This is a genomic window from Anaerosalibacter bizertensis, from assembly GCF_009696605.1.
GTDB lineage: Bacteria > Bacillota > Clostridia > Tissierellales > Sporanaerobacteraceae > Anaerosalibacter > Anaerosalibacter bizertensis.
Genome location: NZ_VULR01000003.1, coordinates 114,467 through 133,392, shown reverse-complemented (window position 1 = coordinate 133,392; position 18,926 = coordinate 114,467). Strand labels below are relative to the sequence as shown.

Here is an 18,926-nt window from a genome sequence, read left to right as displayed (position 1 = left end):
TAGAAAGGAGATGTGCAAAATAATAAATTCTACTAGAAAATTTTCAATTATATTCTTAATACTTATTATGGTATTATCTTTTCCATTGAAACCTTATGCTGAGGACTCCCTATCTATTTCTAGATGGTTAATCGAATCTGAACTACTAGAAAATGGAGATCTATATATTGAGGAAGATATAACCTTTGATTTCTCAGGCAAATTTAATGGGGTTTTTAGAGAAATAGTTCTAGAAAAAACTAGTGGCGTTAAAAATATAGAAGTAGGTGAAATAATAGATGGAGAAGAAATAAAATACGATAATATCAATAAAGGAAAAAAGGGTAATTCTAATGTATTCACCATAGATACTAATAATAACTCAAAAACTATAACTATATATTCTCCTTCAAAAGACCAAAAGAAAACTTTTAAAATTAAATATACAGTGAAAAATGTAGCAATAAAACATAATGATACTGGTGAATTGAATTATCAGTTCTTAGGAAGTGAAAATAAGACACCTATAGAGTTTTTCTCAGTTAATATTAAACTACCACAAAACAGAAATAATAAAGTTAAAATATTTGCTCATGGACCTTTAAATGGAATGACTGATTTTAAAGATGAGAACTTAATTCACATGGAAGTTGAAGATGTACCAAAAAATACATTTGTAGAGGGAAGAATTCTTTTCCCAAACAATTTTATTCCCAAATCATCTAATTTGTCAAACAAAAGCAATTATAATAATATTTTAAAAGAGGAAAAAGCCCTTATTAAAGATATAGAAAAAAAAGAACTGCAAAAAGAAAAAATAACTAAAGTACTAAGCTATGCTTCCTTAATTGCTGGTGGAATTGGTATTATAACTTTAGCATTTTTCCTTTCAAAATTGAAAAGGAAAATAAATATCTATGAAAAAACAAGTTCTAATATTATTCCAGAAGACTGTAGCCCTGCTGTAGCCTCTTACTTAACCCTTTCATCTAGTAATACAGAAGTTGTAGTAGCCACAATTCTTGATTTAGTAAGAAAAGGATATTTCAAAATAGAAAACAATGAAGAAGAAGGAAAATCTACCAACCTAAATATTATAAAAATTAAAGACCAAGATGAAGGATTGTTGAAACATGAAAGCTTTTTTATTCAATGGATCATAGATACTATCGGTACAGGAAATAGTGTAGACATTGAAAGCATAAATAAATATGGGGAAAATTATAATGATAAATTTTTAGAAGACTTTAATAAATGGCAAGGCTTAGTAAAAAAAGAAACAGAAGATAAAGGTTATTTGGATTTGAGAGTTAAAAAGTATGGATATATATTAACTGTTTTTTCTATTATATTCTTTATTATCTCCATAGCCACTATAGCATATGGAGTAATATATGGACTTTTTCCGCTTATAATCTCTATTATTGTTTTCATATATGGTCTAACCTTATTATCTAGGAAAAGTGATGAAGGGCATGCACAATACAAAAAATGGAGAAAATTTATAAGATATATAAAAAACACTAAAAAAGTAAATATTAATAAAGAAGATTTAATATATCCATTGGATATGACCTTGATATATGCCATAGCTTTAGGCTTAAATACAGATATATTAGATAATTTTAAAAGTGTAGTTTCTAATAAACACTATATAAATAATAGCTGGATTTATTGGTACTTTTTTTCTGGTAATAAACATATACTTCATGAAAGTATGGAAGAAGCTTTCAACCCTATATCGAATTATAATAGTAGTATTGGTGGTGGAGGAAGCTTTTCTGGAGGTGGAGGTACTGGAGCTGGTGGTGGAGGAGCTGGTGGATTTTAAATAAGCTCCTTTAATTCCCCTTTTACCTTATATGGAGTTTTTGTTAATTCTTCAATATCTTTTTTTCCAAGGAGGAGCATTAAAATCTTTAATTTATGAGTAAGTCCTTCTATATAGTTGTAAGCTAAATCATATCCTCCTTCCAATAGCCTCTTTAAAATTTCCCCACTTATTCCTACCATACTAGCCCCAATACATAAAGATTTAACTATATCTTGGGAACTTTTTATTCCGCCACTAGCAATAATATTCAAATTTTTATTTACAGCTATACATTTTATAAGACTTAAAGCAGTAGGTATTCCCCAAGAATAGAGGTCTGTAAAATCTATATCATCTCTTCTTATTCCTTCTATTTCAATAAAATTGGTTCCTCCAGATCCTGATATATCTATATATGAAACCCCTATGTCATTCAATCTTTTAGCTACATCCTTTGATATGCCAAACCCTACTTCCTTTACTATTAATGGTTTATTTATATTTTTAACTATATTCTCTATATTATTTAATATACCTTTGAAATCTCTATCTCCTTCGTTCATTATAAGTTCTTGGGCTACATTAAGGTGAAGCTGTAGAGCATCTGCTTCTATCATATCTATAGCAACTTTAGCTTCCTCAACTGTAGCTGTAGAGCCTAAATTCCCTATTACTACACCATCTTTCATTATTTTTCTTACAACTTTAAAAGACTCCCTACTTTTTTCATCATATAATGCTATAGTTTGAGAACCTACTGCTATAGGAATGTTGAATTCTGACGCTATACAAGAAAGTTGCCTATTTATCTCCTGAGAAAAGTCTGTACCTCCAGTAATGGCATTAATCATAATAGGATAATCTACTTTTTTGTTTAAAAACAAAGTTTTAGTATTTATATCCTCAAAACTTAACTCTGGCAAAGCGTTATGTTCTAAATATATGTCTTCAAATAAAGTACTGTTTTCATGTTCCGATTTTAAATAAAATTTTATATGCTCTATCTTCCTATTCTTTCGGCTATTAAATTCTTCAATCTTTTTCATAATAAAACCTCACATTAATTTAATTATTCTATTATCTATTATCATAGATATAATCCCCAAACATTTCTCTTACTATTATATTTAATTGGTTCTCATCATATATATAATAACTAACTCCATCTATCCACTTCCCATTGCCAGGGATAGTACTTAAATTAATATTATCTGTATTTATCTTCCTAGCACTTAATGCCATCTTCGTTAAAGTGCTCATAGGTATATTAGTATCTACATTTCTATAATATGAAGGTACCATTCTAGGAAGTTTAAATAAATTTTTAGGCCTTAATGCTTGTTCTATAAAAGCTTTCATAAATTGCTGTTGAGCTCTAATCCTTCCTAAATCCGCATCCTTGTAACCTTTTCTAAATCTTAAAAATTGAAGAGATTTCTGTCCATCTAAGACTTGCCTGCCTTCCTTTAAGTCTATAATAAGAGGTGGATCTGCTGAAGGATCCTCATAGTACATATCTTGTGGAACCTCCACTTCAACGCCACCTATAGCATCTACTGCTTCTTCAACTATTTTATAATCCACTTTTACATAATAATCCAGTTCTAGCCCTAAAAGTTGCCTTACAGTTTTAACTGCTAATTCAGGTCCTCCATGGACATGAGCTGCATTTATTTTGCTTCTACCTTTTCTTCCATCAATATTTACTCTTGTATCTCTTGGAATTGAAAGTATGTCAACTCCTTCAGTAGAAAGGTTTACTTTAACTAACATCATAGTATCAGTTCTGGCACCTTTTTCTTGTGTTAAGTCTTGAGCATCTATTCCTAAAAGTAAAAATAATATTTCATTTTTATTGTTTGCGCTATCTTTTCCTCTAGGGCTTTTTATTCCATTATTTAAAATAAAATACCCAATACCAATATAAGCTAAAATAAAACAAATTAAAGATATAAAAAAAGCTTTTAAAAAATTTTTCTTCATGATTTCACCTCAAAGTTAGAGTACTTAGATTAAATAATACTAGAATAAACATTTTTTTGCAATTAAAAAAATATTATTGTTGTTTTTATTATTCCAAAAAACAAACTAAGTAGGCTATTTGCCTACTTGAATTTCCCCTGCTTTTATTAAAGCCATTTTTGTAATCATAGGCCCCACAAGTTCATATATAACTGTACCTGCAAGAACAATAGTCCTTATTCGAACCCCATAAGGGTCTGGTAATGTATTTTGAGCTACCATAGAAAGTCCTATAGCCACTCCTGCTTGTGGAATTAATGTATATCCCAAGTATTTTTGAACTGTACTTGGGAATTTTGAAATCCTAGCTCCTAAATAAGCTCCCAACATCTTGCCTGCAACCCTAATAATTACATAGGCTATTCCTAAAAATCCTACATCTTTAAGAATAGATAAATCTAATTGAACTCCAGCTATAGTAAAAAATGAAATAAGAACAGGTGGAGTAAATCTTTCAACAGTTGTAAAAGCCCTTTTATTATTTGGATCTATATTGATCAAAGTAGCTCCTACCATCATACATGCAAGTAATGAAGAAAGTTCAAATCTTATAGCAATACCTGTTGTAGCAAAAAGTACAGCTATAATAATGGAAAGTAAACTATCTTCTCCTCTTGCTTTTTTTGATAAATAAGTTAAAATAATTCCCATTATAAAACCTAGAAGCAATGCAAAAAATATTTCTAATAGTGGAATAAATATTATCTTAAATACTGAGATATTAGTAGAATTATTTAATATAGCTTTTGCAATAGTAGTTGAAATGCCAAAAGCTATTATTCCTACAGCATCATCCATAGCTACTACCGGCAATAGTGTATTTACTACTGGTCCCTTTGCCTTATACTGTCTAATGACCATTAGCGTTGCTGCTGGTGCTGTTGCTGCAGCTATTGCTCCTAGTACCAGGCTAAAAGGAACAGGTTGTTTAAATATAAAAATCATAGATATATCAACTAAAGCTACAACTGTTAAAGCTTCAAAAATGGTTATAACAATAACCCCCTTGCCTACGTTTTTTAGGTTTTCTATATTAAATTCACTTCCAATGCTGTAAGCTATAAAAGATAGAGCTGCCTCAGAAATAATGGAAAGTTTATCAGCCCCTTCTTTTGGTATAATTCCCAATATTGAAGGTCCTATAATAAGGCCTGCAATTAAATATCCAGTTACATTAGGCAATTTAAACTTTGCCAAAATCTTTGCAAAGAACATTCCTGCAAATAGTACAATAGCTATATAAAACAACATGTGCATCTAAAATCATCCCTTTACTTTAATATTCCTTCTGTTATATTTACTGGAATAGTAAACATTATACCTACTCCATTTTTATTTAAATCCCCTACAGTTTTCTTAACACAATCCATTGCAATAGGTATTTTTTCGCTATTTAATACTGTAAATATAGTTTTGTTAAAAGGTCTATTTTCATTGAGCATCATTTTCAGAGAACCAAATAGTGGTAAATCTTCTGGATGTTCATCTGCAAGAACCCTAATCATTCCCATACTATCTATAATAGTTGCCCCTCTTATGTCATTGTTCTTAAATTCCACCATTAAATCCTCTAATAAATCTATCTTGTTTAATACAATTACTAATACTTCCATATTCCTATCCCTCCTTCTTTTTTATTATATTCCTATAAAAATTCTTTTTCAAATACTTATTTAAACTTGGATACATTAGGATTCCCTTCAATATAGAATCTATATAAAAAATCCCTTGCCTCTTCTGCATAATCTATTCCTATTCTTTTAGCCTCAACTATATCAAAATTTCTATCTATTCCTTTCTCTATATAAAGTCTTTCACCACATAAATCCTCTTTATCTAATGATCTGTCAATCATCATGGCCTGGCATAACTTACCTGGACCATTGGTTAAATTTTTTATTTGGTTTTTTGTCAATTCTTCTAATGGTTTATTAAATCTATTTAATGCCATATAATCCAGCCCTTCGATAGGTTCAATTCCTCTAATTAAAACTCCTTGAGGAACACCTTCTTCCCTTGTTATTGTATTTAGACAATTATACATTCCATATATAATATAAACATAAGCTCTACCTGGTGGGCCATACATAGTTTCTACTCTTTTAGTCCTCCTACCACCATATGCATGGGCAGCTTTATCATTAACCCCTAAATAGGCTTCTGTTTCTACAATCATTCCACTTAATAGTTTTCCATTTATTTTATGTACTAAAATCTTTCCCAATAGTTCTTTAGCAACCACTAAAGTATCCCTATTATAAAAATTCCTATCTAATTTCATTTTTTGCCTCCCAGATAATCACCGTATTTACTCACAAGCTCTATTCTAACAGATTTATTACAATATGATAAAAAAGCGGAAAAATCCGCTTTTTTGTTATATTATTTTTTTACTTTATTTTCAACCATATCTAGTAGTATTTCTTTCCCTAAATCCTCTTTTATATCTTCCCCTAAAAAATAAGATACTATTTCTAGAGCAAAATATACAGCTACAGCAGGACCTCTTGCTGTTATAATATGTCCATCTCTTACCACTAAATCCTCTTTATAATTTCCACTTGTGAGCTCATTTTCTGTTCCCGGATAAGAAGTTACATCTTTCCCACCTATAACTTTAGCTCTTTCCAGCACAATTGGTGCTGCACATATTGCTGCAATTAATTTTTTACTTTTATTAAACTCTTTTATTAGTTCTATAACCCTATCATCATCTCTTAAATTTGTAGCCCCTGGAAGTCCTCCTGGAAGAATTATTCCATCATAATCTTTATCACTTATATCTTTTAAACATTTGTCAGCTTCTACTACTATTCTATGAGCACCTTCTACCTTCTTCTCCTCAGTAATAGAACAAGTATCACATTCTATATCTTTTCTTCTTAAATAATCTACTACTGTAAGAGCTTCAACCTCTTCAAACCCTTCGGCTAACATAAGCAATACTTTTTTCAAAAAAACCCCTCCTTTAAACATATTTTTATAAAAAAATCCCAAATTTCTTTATGTATAAATTTAGGACTGTAAATTCTTATTTAATTATTATATACCATAGTATTGCAGATTAATCAAATTGTTCCATATCAATAAAATAGGCATAGTTCCTATTTATTGAAGGGGTTTCAGAACTATGCCAGTGGTGGGCTTATTTATTTTCTTCAAGTCTTCCTATAGCTTCATTGTATACTTCTAACAATCTAGATGTTACCGTATCATCTACTAAATAATCATTATCCTCTATTAGCTGTGAATATTCCCTTATAATTTCTCCTGTAATTGTCTTCTTATTGTTAGAAGCCATTTTTTTATAAGCATCAAGTATTTCCTTAGATATTTTCTTGTTTTCATCATTGTATATAGGAGTATTTTTTGAACCTGATATATACATAAGTAGATATTCACTATATAACCTTGTTAATTCTTCATCCTTTATTCCTTCTTCATATTTTGTTAAATATTTCTCTATTCTTATTAATCTACTTCCTAACTCATCCCAAGTTATAGCTATTTTGCCATCTAAAATAGCAGGTGCTTCAGATTCTATTATTTTAATATTCAAATACTCTTTTAATTCATCTGATAGAAATTTTTCATAATCTTTAAAACTTACATAGTTAATTACTGGACAATAAGAACCCTCTTTTTCAACCAATTTATATCTTCCCTTTACTATCTTAGAAACTAGTTCTTTCAACTCATCGTCTTTTATCTCTTCTATTTTATTAGGATCAATTTCAGAATTTGAATATGTTTGAGATAAAATATTTTGTCTGTTTTCTTTACTTAATTCATCGGTATATAAATCAATATAGCTTTCTTGTAGTTTTTCAAAATCTTCCAGCATTTCTACTGACTCTTTTTTGGAAACTTTCTCAATGTTTTCATCGATAAATTCTATAACTTGATAAGGTTCTTTATTCTCCGATATTAAAGCTTTAAACTCTATCATAACTTTTTCTTGCTTTTCTTTTTTAGACTCTTTTAACTCTTCTTTGGTTTTTTCGCTAGAATCTTCTTTGCTTACAATGCTATTTTTAGAGGTACAACTGGAAACAAATATTATTATTATTAAGCCAAGAATCAAAAACAAATATTTCTTTTTTTTCATACCATTACCTCTTTCATTATTTATAATTTCATTCCTTCTTTATTATACATTATATAGAAATTTTTTGCATCGTTTTAGTTTTTTATTGGACTCTAGCACCATTTTAATTTTTTAATTCATTATAAATATATCAAATACTATTTTAAAAGTAGTTACAAAAATGGTTTTATGTTAAAAAATCCCTTATACTTTATAAATTAGTTTTGATTACTTTCATTTAAAGGTATAATTAAAATAGGTATATAAACTTAAGGAGTGAATTTTATGTATTATAATAAAGATACTTTAAAAAAACAAAAAGAATTTTTCAAATCTGGAAAAACTAAAGATATTAAATTTAGAATAGAAAATTTAAATAAATTGAAAAAAAACATTGAAAAAAATGAACAATATATAATGGAAGCATTGAAAAAAGATTTAGGCAAATCAAATTTTGAATCTTATTCAACAGAATTAGGCATAGTATTGAGCGAAATAAGCTTTATAACTAAACATTTAAAAAAGTGGGCTAAACCTAAAAAAGTTAAAACTCCCATAACTAATTTTAAATCTAGTAGCTATATATATCCTGAACCCTATGGAAATACTTTGATATTATCACCTTGGAATTACCCTTTTCAATTATCTATTGTACCTTTAATTGGGAGTATAGCTGCAGGTAATACAGTTATACTTAAACCTTCTAGCACCTCTTATTATACTAGTAAAATAATAGAAGAAATTATAAATGAAAATTTTGATACTGGTTATATTCATGTTATCACTGGAGAAAGAGGAAAAAAGCTTTTAGACGAAAATTTTGATTATATTTTCTATACAGGAAGTGTTCCCGTTGGAAAAATAGTAATGAAAAAAGCCTCAAAATATTTGACCCCTGTTACATTGGAATTAGGAGGAAAAAGTCCATGTATAGTAGATGGTAAAGCAAATTTAAATTTATCTGCAAAGAGAATTGTTTGGGGGAAATTCTTGAATTCTGGTCAAACTTGTGTTGCTCCTGATTATATGTTCATTCATAAAAATGTTAAGAACGAAATGATAAATAATATAATTTACTACATAAAAACATTTTATGGAGAAAATCCACTACATAGCGAAGAATATACAAAGATAATAAACGAAAGACAATTTAATAGACTTATTAAACTATTAGATAATAATAAAATAATATATGGAGGAGATTATGATAAAGACTCTCTTTATATTTCTCCTACTTTAATGAACAATGTAAATTGGGATGATCCAATAATGGGTGAAGAAATATTTGGTCCCATACTCCCTATTTTAGAATACGAAGAATTAAACGAGGTTATAGACATAGTAAATTCTCATCCAAAACCACTAGCCCTTTATTTTTTCTCTAATGATAAGGAAAATGCTGAAAAAATTATAAATGGTATTTCATTTGGCGGCGGATGTATAAATGATACTATAATGCACCTTTCAAGCCCATATCTTCCTTTTGGAGGAGTAGGCACAAGTGGTATGGGTTCTTATCATGGTAAAAAAAGTTTTGACACTTTTACCCATTATAAAAGCATTCTAGAAAAAAGTAATATAATCGATCCTAATTTTAGATACCCTCCTTATGGTAACAAACTAAATATTGTAAAAAAGTTTTTGAAATAATAAAATTAAGACTGGAATACTAAATCTTAGCATTCCAGTCTTAAAAATATATTAAACTTTAAATTGAATCAAAAGAACTCTCTAATATTTCTTCATACTGTTTTCCTTGTCCTTCTTTTTCTTCAAGATTATCATAGGCTGCTGATAACATTAGTTTTAACCTATTTAATTGATTTACTTCGCTTGCACCAGGGTCATAATCTATTGCAACAATATTTGCTTTTGGATATTTTTCTTTTACTGATTTAATCATACCTTTTCCAGTAACATGGTTTGGAAGACAACCAAAAGGCTGTACACATATTATATTTTCAGCTCCATTTTCTATTAACTCTATCATCTCTGCAGTTAATAACCATCCTTCTCCTGCCTGGTTTCCTACTGAAATCATTGGAGTAACTAGCTCTGCCAATTTCTGAACCTTCAGTGGGGAACTAAACCTTTTACTGTTATTTAATGCTTTTTTCAATGGCTTTCTATAGTGTTCCATATAAAGTATAGCCATATCTCCTACGAACTTATTCAATCTTGATTTTGATAATTGTTTAAATTTAAATGTTTCATTGTACGCACAATACATTAGGAAGTCAGTTAAATCTGATACTACTACTTCTGCTCCTTCACTTTCAAGCACTTCTACAATATCATTATTTGCTGTAGGATGATATTTTACAAGTATTTCTCCTACTATTCCTACTTTTGGTTTTTTTACATCTTTTATTTCTAACTCATCGAAATCTTTAACTATTCCCTGTACATTTTCTTTAAATTCTTTCTTATCTCCAACTTTTACTGCCTCAATACATTTATCCATCCATTTTTCAAATAACATATTTGTAGATCCTTTAATCTTTTCATAAGGTCTAATTCTATAGAGAACTCTCATAAGAAGATCTCCATACATTACGGCCATAATTGACTTCCTAGCTAATTCCATAGAATAAGTAAAGCCTGGATTTGATTCCATACCATAAGGATTCACACTTATAACTGGAATATGTCCAAATCCTGCATCCTTAAATGCCTTTCTTATAAATCCTATATAATTTGAAGCCCTACAAACCCCTCCTGTTTGGCTCATTAAAACTGATGTATTATTCAAATCATATTTTCCAGATTTTAATGCATTTAAAAATTGTCCAACTACTATAATAGAGGGATAACAAGCATCATTGTTTACATACTTTAGTCCTTCATTTATAGCTTCTTTATCTACTGAAGGTAATATTTCAATATTATATCCACAAGTATTTACTGCTTCTTCTATAAGTTTAAAATGGATTGGTGCCATTTGTGGAACAAGAATAGTATGGTTTTCTCTCATTTCTTTTGTAAATACTATCCTTTCAAGAGGTTCTCCTGTTCTAACAGGCTTAAAATTAACCTTCTCTCTTTCTTCTATTGCTGCATTTAAAGAACGTAATCTTATCTTTGCTGCTCCAAGATTGCTTACTTCGTCTATCTTAAGAACGGTATATATTTTTTCATAGTTTTCCAATATTTCCTGAACTTGATCCGTAGTTACCGCGTCTAAACCACATCCAAATGAATTAAGCTGTACTAATTCTAAATTCTCACTTTTAGCTACAAAACTAGCAGCCCTATAAAGCCTAGAGTGGTATGTCCATTGATCTACTACTCGCAATGGCCTCTCTACATCTTCAAGATGTGAAATCGAATCTTCTGTAAGGACGGCCATTCCAAGTGAAGTAACTAAATTTGGAATACCATGATTTATTTCTGGATCAATATGGTATGGACGTCCTGAAAGGACTATTCCTTTCATATTATTCTTCTTTAGATATTGAATAACCTCTTCACCTTTTCTCTGTATATCTTTCCTATATCTTTCTCTTTCATGCCAAGCACTTTCAACTGCTTTATCAATATCCTTTTTAGATATTGATAAAGATTTTAGCTCTTTTTTAAGAATTTTCTTAAGTCCTTCTTTATCATCAAAAGTTAAAAATGGATTTAAAAAAGTAATATTTTCTTCATATATCTCATCTATATTATGTTTAATAACTTCTGGATAAGAAGTTACAACTGGACAGTTTAGATGATTATTTGACTCATGATCTTCCTTTTGCTCATAAAATACACTAGGATAAAATATAATTTTTACTCCCTTTTTTATTAGATTCATAATGTGACCATGAACTAGTTTAGCAGGATAACAAACAGTTTCACTTGGTATACTTCCTATCCCTTTTTCATATAATTCTCTTGTTGAATGATCTGACAGTTCTACTCTATATCCTAATTTTGTGAAAAATGTAAACCAAAATGGATAGTTTTCATACATATTAAGAACTCTGGGAATCCCTATAGTTCCTTTTCTTGCTTCATCCTTAGTTAATGGTTCATAATTAAATGTTCTCTTATATTTATAATCATATAAATTAGGAATATCCTTTTTCTTTTTAGTTAATCCTGCCCCTTTTTCACATCTATTCCCTGTAATATATCTATTTCCGTCTGAAAACATATTTATAGTTAATAAACAATTATTTCCGCACCCACCACACCTTCTCATCTTTGTATCATAAGAAAAACTCTTTAAATTTTCTCTACTTAACAAAGATGATTTAGATTTTGGCTCAAAACGCTCTTTTGCTATTAAAGCTGCTCCTAAAGCTCCCATAAGCCCTGGTTCATCTGGCCTTACTGCAACTCTACCTGAAACCAATTCAAAGCTTCTTAAAATAGCATCACTATAAAAAGTTCCTCCTTGAACTACTATTTTTTCTCCCATTTCTTCCGGATCCCTTATTTTAATTACTTTTTGTAAAGCATTTCTAATGACTGAATAGGAAAGTCCTGCTGCAATATCTCCAACTGTAGCACTTTCTTTTTGAGCTTGTTTTACCTTTGAATTCATAAATACTGTACATCTTGAACCTAAATCTACAGGATTTTCAGCCATAAGACCTTCATTTAAAAATTCTTCAGCACTCATATTTACTGAATGGGCAAAGGTTTCAATAAAAGAACCACATCCAGAGGAACATGCTTCATTGAGCAGTATACTTTCTATAACACCATCTTTTATTCTCATACATTTCATATCCTGGCCACCAATATCAAGAATAAAATCTACTCCAGGAAGGAAATAATCTGCAGCCTTATAGTGGGCTATAGTTTCAACTTCTCCTTCATCTACATTTAATGCTGCCTTTATAAGTTCTTCACCATATCCAGTTGCAGCAGAATAACTAATAGTGGCTTCTTTAGGTAGCAGTGAATATATTTCCTCTAGAATTTGTACAACTAAATCTAAAGGTTTCCCTTTATTATTTCCATAATATGAATACAGTATATTTTTATTTTCATCAATAAGGACTACTTTAGTAGTAGTTGACCCTGCATCAATGCCTAGAAAACATCTTCCTTTAAAATTCCTTATATCCTTTTCAACAAGCTTATGAGTCCTGTGTTTTTTTCTAAACTCCATAAGCTCATCTTCACTCTTAAATAAAGGTCTGATTCTTTTTACATCTGTATCAATAGGTCTATCTAAATGTACAAATCTATTCTTCAACTCCTCAAATGTAATACTATCTTCATCTGCTGAAGCTATAGCAGCACCTATAGCTACAAATAGTTGAGAATTTTCAGGATATATTATTTCATGATCTTTTAACTTTAGGGTCTCTATAAATCTTTCTCTAAGTCCCGATAGAAAATGTAATGGTCCTCCTAGAAAAGCAACATTTCCTTTTATAGGTCTTCCACAAGCAAGGGTAGTTATAGTTTGATTTACAACAGATTGAAATACACTAGCTGCAATATCTTCTTTAGAAGCTCCCTGATTTATTAAAGCCTGAACATCGGTCTTTGCAAATACTCCACATCTAGAAGCTATTGGATATATAGCTTTATAACCTTTAGAAAGTTCATTTAATCCTCCTGCATCTGTTTGAAGTAAGGAAGCCATCTGATCAATAAAAGCTCCTGTTCCTCCAGCACAGATACTATTCATCCTTTGATCTATTCCACCATCAAAATATATTATCTTTGCATCTTCCCCACCTAATTCTATAACTACATCAGTTCTAGGTATGAATTTTCTAATAGCAGTTGTAGAGGCTACCACTTCTTGAATAAAAGGAATTTGAAGCCATTTGTTTACAGACAACCCTCCTGAGCCAGTTACCATTATGCTAATTTTTTCATTCTTAAATTTACTATAAGCTTCTAATATAAGTCCTTTTACACTGCTCTTTATATCGGAAAAATGTCTCTTATAATTACTATAAAGTATTTTAAAATTTTCGTTTAAAACCACTAATTTGACTGTTGTTGAACCTACATCTAATCCTAAGTATAATTTTTTCATAGATACACAGCCTTAGCAGGCTATTTACCCCCTTTATATTTCTTTATACAAAAAAATTGGTAAAATGACTCCCGCCAAATACCAATACTCATTACTCAATTTTCTTTAACTTTATATACATTCTAGCACAACTTTCTACAATAAACAAATAAAGTAATCCCTGTTAAATAGCTTAAATAACGAAAAATATAAGTTTTTTCAAATCATACTCATCTATATGAATCCAATCCCTTTAATATGCACTTTAAACAATACTATCCTCATTGATTTTATTATATATGCCACAAATCTTCGAAAACTTTCTAAGACTGATGATATAATATCTTCAATTTTATATAATTGAATTTAAGGAACCATTATTACATAAGTCATAACTATGATATAATTTACTAATATATATTTGAAAGGAGTAAAACATGGAAAACAAAGTAACCTTAAAAAATAGGTCCATATATAAAGTTAATTTGTTTTATTTAATTACGCTTATTTGGGCAATAATTACTCAATTCTTACCTATTGATGATAAATTATATCAATATGTAGCTTTATTAATTCCAGTATCTATATATCTTATTTTAAATAAAAAAGATATAAAAAGAATTTTAAAACTTAATCCATTAAATAAGCAAAGCTTATTACTTATACCTATCATATGGATTTTCATGCTTCCACTTTCATTGTTTATAATAACAGTATATAATTATCTTTTTGGGGATGCTCTTGCAAATATAATCTTTGAAGAAACTACTAATAATCTCATTTCTACCTTTATCTTTACAGCTTTTACTCCGGCAATTATTGAAGAAGTCTTTATGAGAGGAATCATATTAGATGGATATAGATATAAAAATATATTTACTGCTTCTATAATAAATGGATTAATGTTTGGTATGTTACATTTAAATACTTTCCAATTCTCCCATACATTCGTTGCTGGAATTGTTGCTTCTTTTTTAGTATATAGTACCAATTCCATATATTCTTCTATGCTAATACATCTTATAAATAACAGCTTTCCAATACTTATGGATCTAATAATTCCAATTCAAAGCACAGCACCTGACACTAAAGAGGAGTTAAATTTATTATTTTTTGGAACAATAGTTATACTATCTTTAATAGTCGTATGTTCTTTAATATATAAATTAGCAAGTATAAATAATATAAAACTAAAAAATAAAAAGAGATTTTCAAAGGAAAAAATATTTAACAAACCTTTGAAAATAAGTATATTAATATTCATATGTTTCAGCCTTATATTGTCTTTTATGATAAAACAAACATAAAAAGCCTAGATAATCTAGGCTTTTTATGGTAAAAATATTTATTTATCTTCCTCTTCACTTAATGGCTTAGCTATTGGAACACATATTATTTGACCTATTTGTAGATTATTTGGATCTACCCCTGGATTTGCTTTCATCAACGCTTCCACTGATACATTATACTTTCTGCCTATGCTATAAAAAGTATCTCCTCGTCTTACAACATAATAGAATCCATTTCTACATGGGGGAGGTCCTGGAGGCATTTGCCTTGGAATACATATTATTTGACCTATTTGTAGATTATTTGGATCTATTCCTGGATTTGCTCTCAACAATGCTTCTACTGATACGTTATATCTTTGGCCTATATTGTAAAGAGTGTCTCCTGATCTTATTGTGTAGTAAAATCCATTTGGACATGGAGGAGGTACTGGTGGCATTGCCATTGGAATACATATTACTTGACCTATTTGTAGATTATTTGGATCTATTCCTGGATTTGCTCTCAACAATGCTTCTACTGATACATTATATCTTTGGCCTATATTATAAAGAGTATCTCCTGATCTTATTGTATAGTAAAATCCATTTGGACATGGAGGAGGTACTGGTGGCATTGCCATTGGAATACATATTACTTGACCTATTTGTAGATTATTTGGATCTATTCCTGGATTTGCTCTCAACAATGCTTCTACTGATACATTATATCTTTGGCCTATATTATAAAGAGTATCTCCTGATCTTATTGTATAGTAAAATCCATTTGGACATGGGGGAGGTCCTGGCGGCATTGCCCTCGGAATACATATTACCTGGCCTATTTGTAGATTATTTGGATCTATTCCTGGGTTTATAGCCATTATTGCTTCAACTGTAGTATTGTACGTTTTAGCTAACTTATATAGGGTATCTCCTGATCTTATTGTATAGGGAAAACTTCCCATAGGACATGTTTTTTTACCTTCAACAGAATCGTACATCTTAACCACCTTTCTTTGCTATAATTTTATTCAATATTATATTATGCAAAGAAAGGGCTAAGTGTTAAAGTTTTCATACTTATAATCTTACATTATTCTTGGAACACATATCAATTGACCTATTCTTAAATTATTTGGATCTATTCCTGGATTTGCTGCTAATAAGCTTTGTACAGATACACCATATCTCTGACCTATACTATAAAGAGTATCTCCCTGTCTTATTGTATAATAAAATCCATTTGGACATGGTACTGGTTGTGGTGATACAGCTCTTGGAATACATATTGTTTGACCTATTCTTAAATTATTTGGATTTATTCCTGGGTTTGCTGCCATTAATTCTTGTACAGATACACCATATCTCTGACCTATACTATAAAGAGTATCTCCTGATCTTATTGTATAATAAAATCCATTTGGACATGGTACTGGTTGTGGTGGTACTGCCCCTGGAATACATATTATCTGACCCACTCTTAAATTATTTGGATTTATTCCTGGATTTATAGCCATTATTGCTTGAACAGTAGTACCATTTCTCCTAGCTAGTTCGTAAAGAGTATCTCCTGACCTTATTGTATAAGGAAAACTTCCTGCTGGACATCTTTGTTGCATATCAATAGAATTATTCATTTTAACCACCTTTCTTTACTATAATTTTCTTCAATATATATTATGTAAAAAAAGGTTAAGTGTTAAAAAAACATTGTTTTAATTAATAGTATATCCCTTGATATGTGTTTCTTTGTTTAAGTTCTTTATCTATACTTGAAAGCACTTTTAATTTATTAAGTGTCCATCTAGGCTCTACTAATAACTCTTTTTTTCCATCCCCTGTAAGTCTATGAACAACCATATTTTGTGGTAATAACTCTATACTATCTACTACTAGTGATATATACTCATCTATAGATAGTATGTGAAACGGATTTTTTATATAATAATTATATAGATCTGTTCCTTCCTGTATATATAAATTGTGAAACTTAATACCCCAGGTATTGGTACTTGAGATGTATTTAACTGAATCCAACATATCTTTATTTGTTTCATTGGGAAGTCCAAATATAAGATGAGTTACCACTTTTATATTTCTTTTATTTAGCTCTATTATTGCTTTTTCATAACAATCTAGTTCATAACCTCTCCTTATAAACTTAGCAGTTTCGCCATGTATAGTTTGAAGTCCTAATTCCACCCATAAAAAAGTCTTTTTGTTGAATTCTTCAAGTAATTTTAGCACTTCTTCCGATAAGCAATCTGGCCTTGTAGCTATTGCTAAACCTACTACTCCATTTTGGGAAATAGCCTCTGAGTATTTCTTATTTAAATCTTTCACCGTTGAATAGGTATTTGTAAAGTTTTGAAAAAAAGAAATATACTTTCCTTCCGGCCATTTTTTAGATAGAAATCTCTTCTGACTTTCTATTTGGTCTTTTATAGAAAGTTTCCTAGATGAAGTAAATTCACCAGAACCTTCTTCTCCACAAAATATACAACCCCTATTTCCAATAGTTCCATCCCTATTAGGACAGGTAAATCCCCCATCTAATGAAAGTTTTATCACCTTTGTTCCAAATGTCTTCCTAAGTTCATAATTTAATGAAAGATATCTCTTGTCTCCCCACATCATAAATCTTCACACCTTTATTTATTATTTATAATTAATATAAAAAACCTGATAAAGTTTTGATTTAAGAAGAACCTTATCAGGCTTAGAATCATTTATTAATCACTTAACATATAGCTTTTCAAAAGATTTGTCGTATTTTCTATAGATAAGATATGAGTTCTTTCGTAATGATGGGATGCATCTACTCCTGGTCCTAAACAAGCAAAGTTTATATCCCTTCCTTGAGCTACACAATGAGTGGCATCGGAGCTATAGAAATTATATACATCTACTTCATATCTAATATTATTTTTCTCTGCTATTTCTACTAATTTATTCCTAAATTCAAAATCATAAGGACTCCTTCTATCTTTTGCTACAATACTTACACTAAATTCATTAGACTGTTGTCCTTCTCCTACAATTCCTACGTCTATAGCTATTATTTCTTCTGTTCTTTCTGGTATAACTGATATACCATGTCCTATTTCTTCATAATTGCTTATGTAAAAATGGGTTGTATATTTTGGTTTTAAATTATTTTCTTTAAAATAACGAATAATTTCCATGACTATAGCTACAGCTAATTTATTATCTAAATACCTTGACTTTACAAATCCACTATCAGTTATTTCTGTTCTTGTCTCCATACATATAAAATCGCCTACATTTATCCCTAATTTAAGCACATCATCTTTATTCTCAACTATTTCATCTATTCTTACAAACATATTATCTTCATTTCTAGCTTCATTTCCTTTTTCAGCACCATAAGTATGAGTAGAAGCTATTTTAGGAATAATAGATCCCCGTATTTTCTTACCTTTCCTAGTTATAATATAACAATTTTCTCCTTCTATTGATCCCCAACTGCTTCCACCTACTCTATGGTACCTAATTCTTCCATTATCCTTAATTTCCTTAACCATAGCTCCTAATGTATCTATATGAGCAGTTATCATAACATGTCTATGGTCATTTTCTCCTTCTAACGTGCCTATCAAAGCTCCCTTATTAGTTATTTTTGTTGAAAGGCCAAATTTTTCAAAATCTTTTTTTACTTTTAATATAGCTTCTTTAGTATAACCTCCTGGACTTGGTATTGAAAGATACTTTTTCATATTGTCTAATATAAATTCTATGTCAGTTTCCATGATATGTCCTCCCTTA

Annotated in this window: 15 protein-coding genes; 3 read left to right on the top strand and 12 right to left on the bottom strand. The window is 29.7% G+C overall.

Features of this window, described 5'->3' with window-relative positions:
* The first annotated feature begins 10 nt into the window (after positions 1 to 10).
* Positions 11 to 1,810, top strand: a complete 1,800-nt coding sequence (locus tag FYJ27_RS03450; RefSeq protein ID WP_154483166.1) for a DUF2207 domain-containing protein — start codon at positions 11 to 13, stop codon at positions 1,808 to 1,810.
* Here FYJ27_RS03450 and fni read toward each other — a convergent pair.
* The 7 genes from fni to FYJ27_RS03415 form a co-directional block, all read right to left on the bottom strand.
* Positions 1,807 to 2,838, bottom strand: a complete 1,032-nt coding sequence (fni, locus tag FYJ27_RS03445; RefSeq protein WP_154483163.1) for a type 2 isopentenyl-diphosphate Delta-isomerase — start codon at positions 2,836 to 2,838, stop codon at positions 1,807 to 1,809. The genes FYJ27_RS03450 and fni overlap by 4 nt on opposite strands.
* Before the next feature lie 31 nt (positions 2,839 to 2,869).
* The gene (locus tag FYJ27_RS03440; RefSeq protein WP_154483160.1) at positions 2,870 to 3,775 is read right to left on the bottom strand and encodes an LCP family protein; all 906 of its coding nucleotides are present in this window, start codon (positions 3,773 to 3,775) and stop codon (positions 2,870 to 2,872) included.
* Between the two features lie 114 nt (positions 3,776 to 3,889).
* Positions 3,890 to 5,071: a cation:proton antiporter gene (locus FYJ27_RS03435; RefSeq protein ID WP_154483157.1), complete on the bottom strand. Its 1,182-nt coding sequence runs from the start codon at positions 5,069 to 5,071 to the stop codon at positions 3,890 to 3,892.
* 14 nt (positions 5,072 to 5,085) lie between these two features.
* Positions 5,086 to 5,427 carry a hypothetical protein gene (locus FYJ27_RS03430; RefSeq protein ID WP_154483154.1) on the bottom strand — a complete coding sequence of 114 codons (342 nt, stop codon included), beginning with the start codon at positions 5,425 to 5,427 and terminating at the stop codon, positions 5,086 to 5,088.
* 56 nt (positions 5,428 to 5,483) lie between these two features.
* On the bottom strand, positions 5,484 to 6,095 hold the full coding sequence (locus tag FYJ27_RS03425) for a DNA-3-methyladenine glycosylase (protein WP_154483151.1): 612 nt from the start codon (positions 6,093 to 6,095) through the stop codon (positions 5,484 to 5,486).
* 101 nt (positions 6,096 to 6,196) lie between these two features.
* Positions 6,197 to 6,769, bottom strand: coding sequence for a DJ-1 family glyoxalase III (locus tag FYJ27_RS03420; protein ID WP_154483148.1), 573 nt, complete (start codon positions 6,767 to 6,769; stop codon positions 6,197 to 6,199).
* Between the two features lie 190 nt (positions 6,770 to 6,959).
* Positions 6,960 to 7,922 carry a hypothetical protein gene (locus tag FYJ27_RS03415; RefSeq protein ID WP_154483145.1) on the bottom strand — a complete coding sequence of 321 codons (963 nt, stop codon included), beginning with the start codon at positions 7,920 to 7,922 and terminating at the stop codon, positions 6,960 to 6,962.
* Between the two features lie 264 nt (positions 7,923 to 8,186).
* On the opposite strand from FYJ27_RS03415, the gene FYJ27_RS03410 reads away from it, so the two are divergent.
* The gene (locus FYJ27_RS03410; protein WP_154483142.1) at positions 8,187 to 9,551 is read left to right on the top strand and encodes an aldehyde dehydrogenase; all 1,365 of its coding nucleotides are present in this window, start codon (positions 8,187 to 8,189) and stop codon (positions 9,549 to 9,551) included.
* Positions 9,552 to 9,609: 58 nt separating this feature from the next.
* Here the strand turns inward: FYJ27_RS03410 and FYJ27_RS03405 are convergent, their stop codons facing one another.
* On the bottom strand, positions 9,610 to 13,890 hold the full coding sequence (locus FYJ27_RS03405) for a 2-hydroxyacyl-CoA dehydratase (RefSeq protein ID WP_154483139.1): 4,281 nt from the start codon (positions 13,888 to 13,890) through the stop codon (positions 9,610 to 9,612).
* 416 nt (positions 13,891 to 14,306) lie between these two features.
* Here FYJ27_RS03405 and FYJ27_RS03400 point away from each other — a divergent pair, with 416 nt between their 5' ends.
* The gene (locus FYJ27_RS03400; protein ID WP_154483136.1) at positions 14,307 to 15,176 is read left to right on the top strand and encodes a CPBP family intramembrane glutamic endopeptidase; all 870 of its coding nucleotides are present in this window, start codon (positions 14,307 to 14,309) and stop codon (positions 15,174 to 15,176) included.
* 38 nt (positions 15,177 to 15,214) lie between these two features.
* Here the strand turns inward: FYJ27_RS03400 and FYJ27_RS03395 are convergent, their stop codons facing one another.
* The 4 genes from FYJ27_RS03395 to FYJ27_RS03380 all read right to left on the bottom strand — a co-directional run bounded on the left by FYJ27_RS03395 (position 15,215) and on the right by FYJ27_RS03380 (position 18,910).
* Positions 15,215 to 16,141 (bottom strand): lytic transglycosylase, encoded by a 927-nt coding sequence (locus FYJ27_RS03395; RefSeq protein ID WP_154483133.1) that lies wholly within the window; start codon positions 16,139 to 16,141, stop codon positions 15,215 to 15,217.
* An 87-nt stretch (positions 16,142 to 16,228) separates the two neighbouring features.
* Positions 16,229 to 16,777 carry a lytic transglycosylase gene (locus FYJ27_RS03390; protein ID WP_154483130.1) on the bottom strand — a complete coding sequence of 183 codons (549 nt, stop codon included), beginning with the start codon at positions 16,775 to 16,777 and terminating at the stop codon, positions 16,229 to 16,231.
* Between the two features lie 82 nt (positions 16,778 to 16,859).
* Positions 16,860 to 17,777 (bottom strand): TIGR01212 family radical SAM protein, encoded by a 918-nt coding sequence (locus FYJ27_RS03385; RefSeq protein ID WP_229775459.1) that lies wholly within the window; start codon positions 17,775 to 17,777, stop codon positions 16,860 to 16,862.
* 95 nt (positions 17,778 to 17,872) lie between these two features.
* Positions 17,873 to 18,910: a M42 family metallopeptidase gene (locus tag FYJ27_RS03380; protein WP_154483127.1), complete on the bottom strand. Its 1,038-nt coding sequence runs from the start codon at positions 18,908 to 18,910 to the stop codon at positions 17,873 to 17,875.
* Between the last annotated feature and the right edge of the window lie 16 nt (positions 18,911 to 18,926).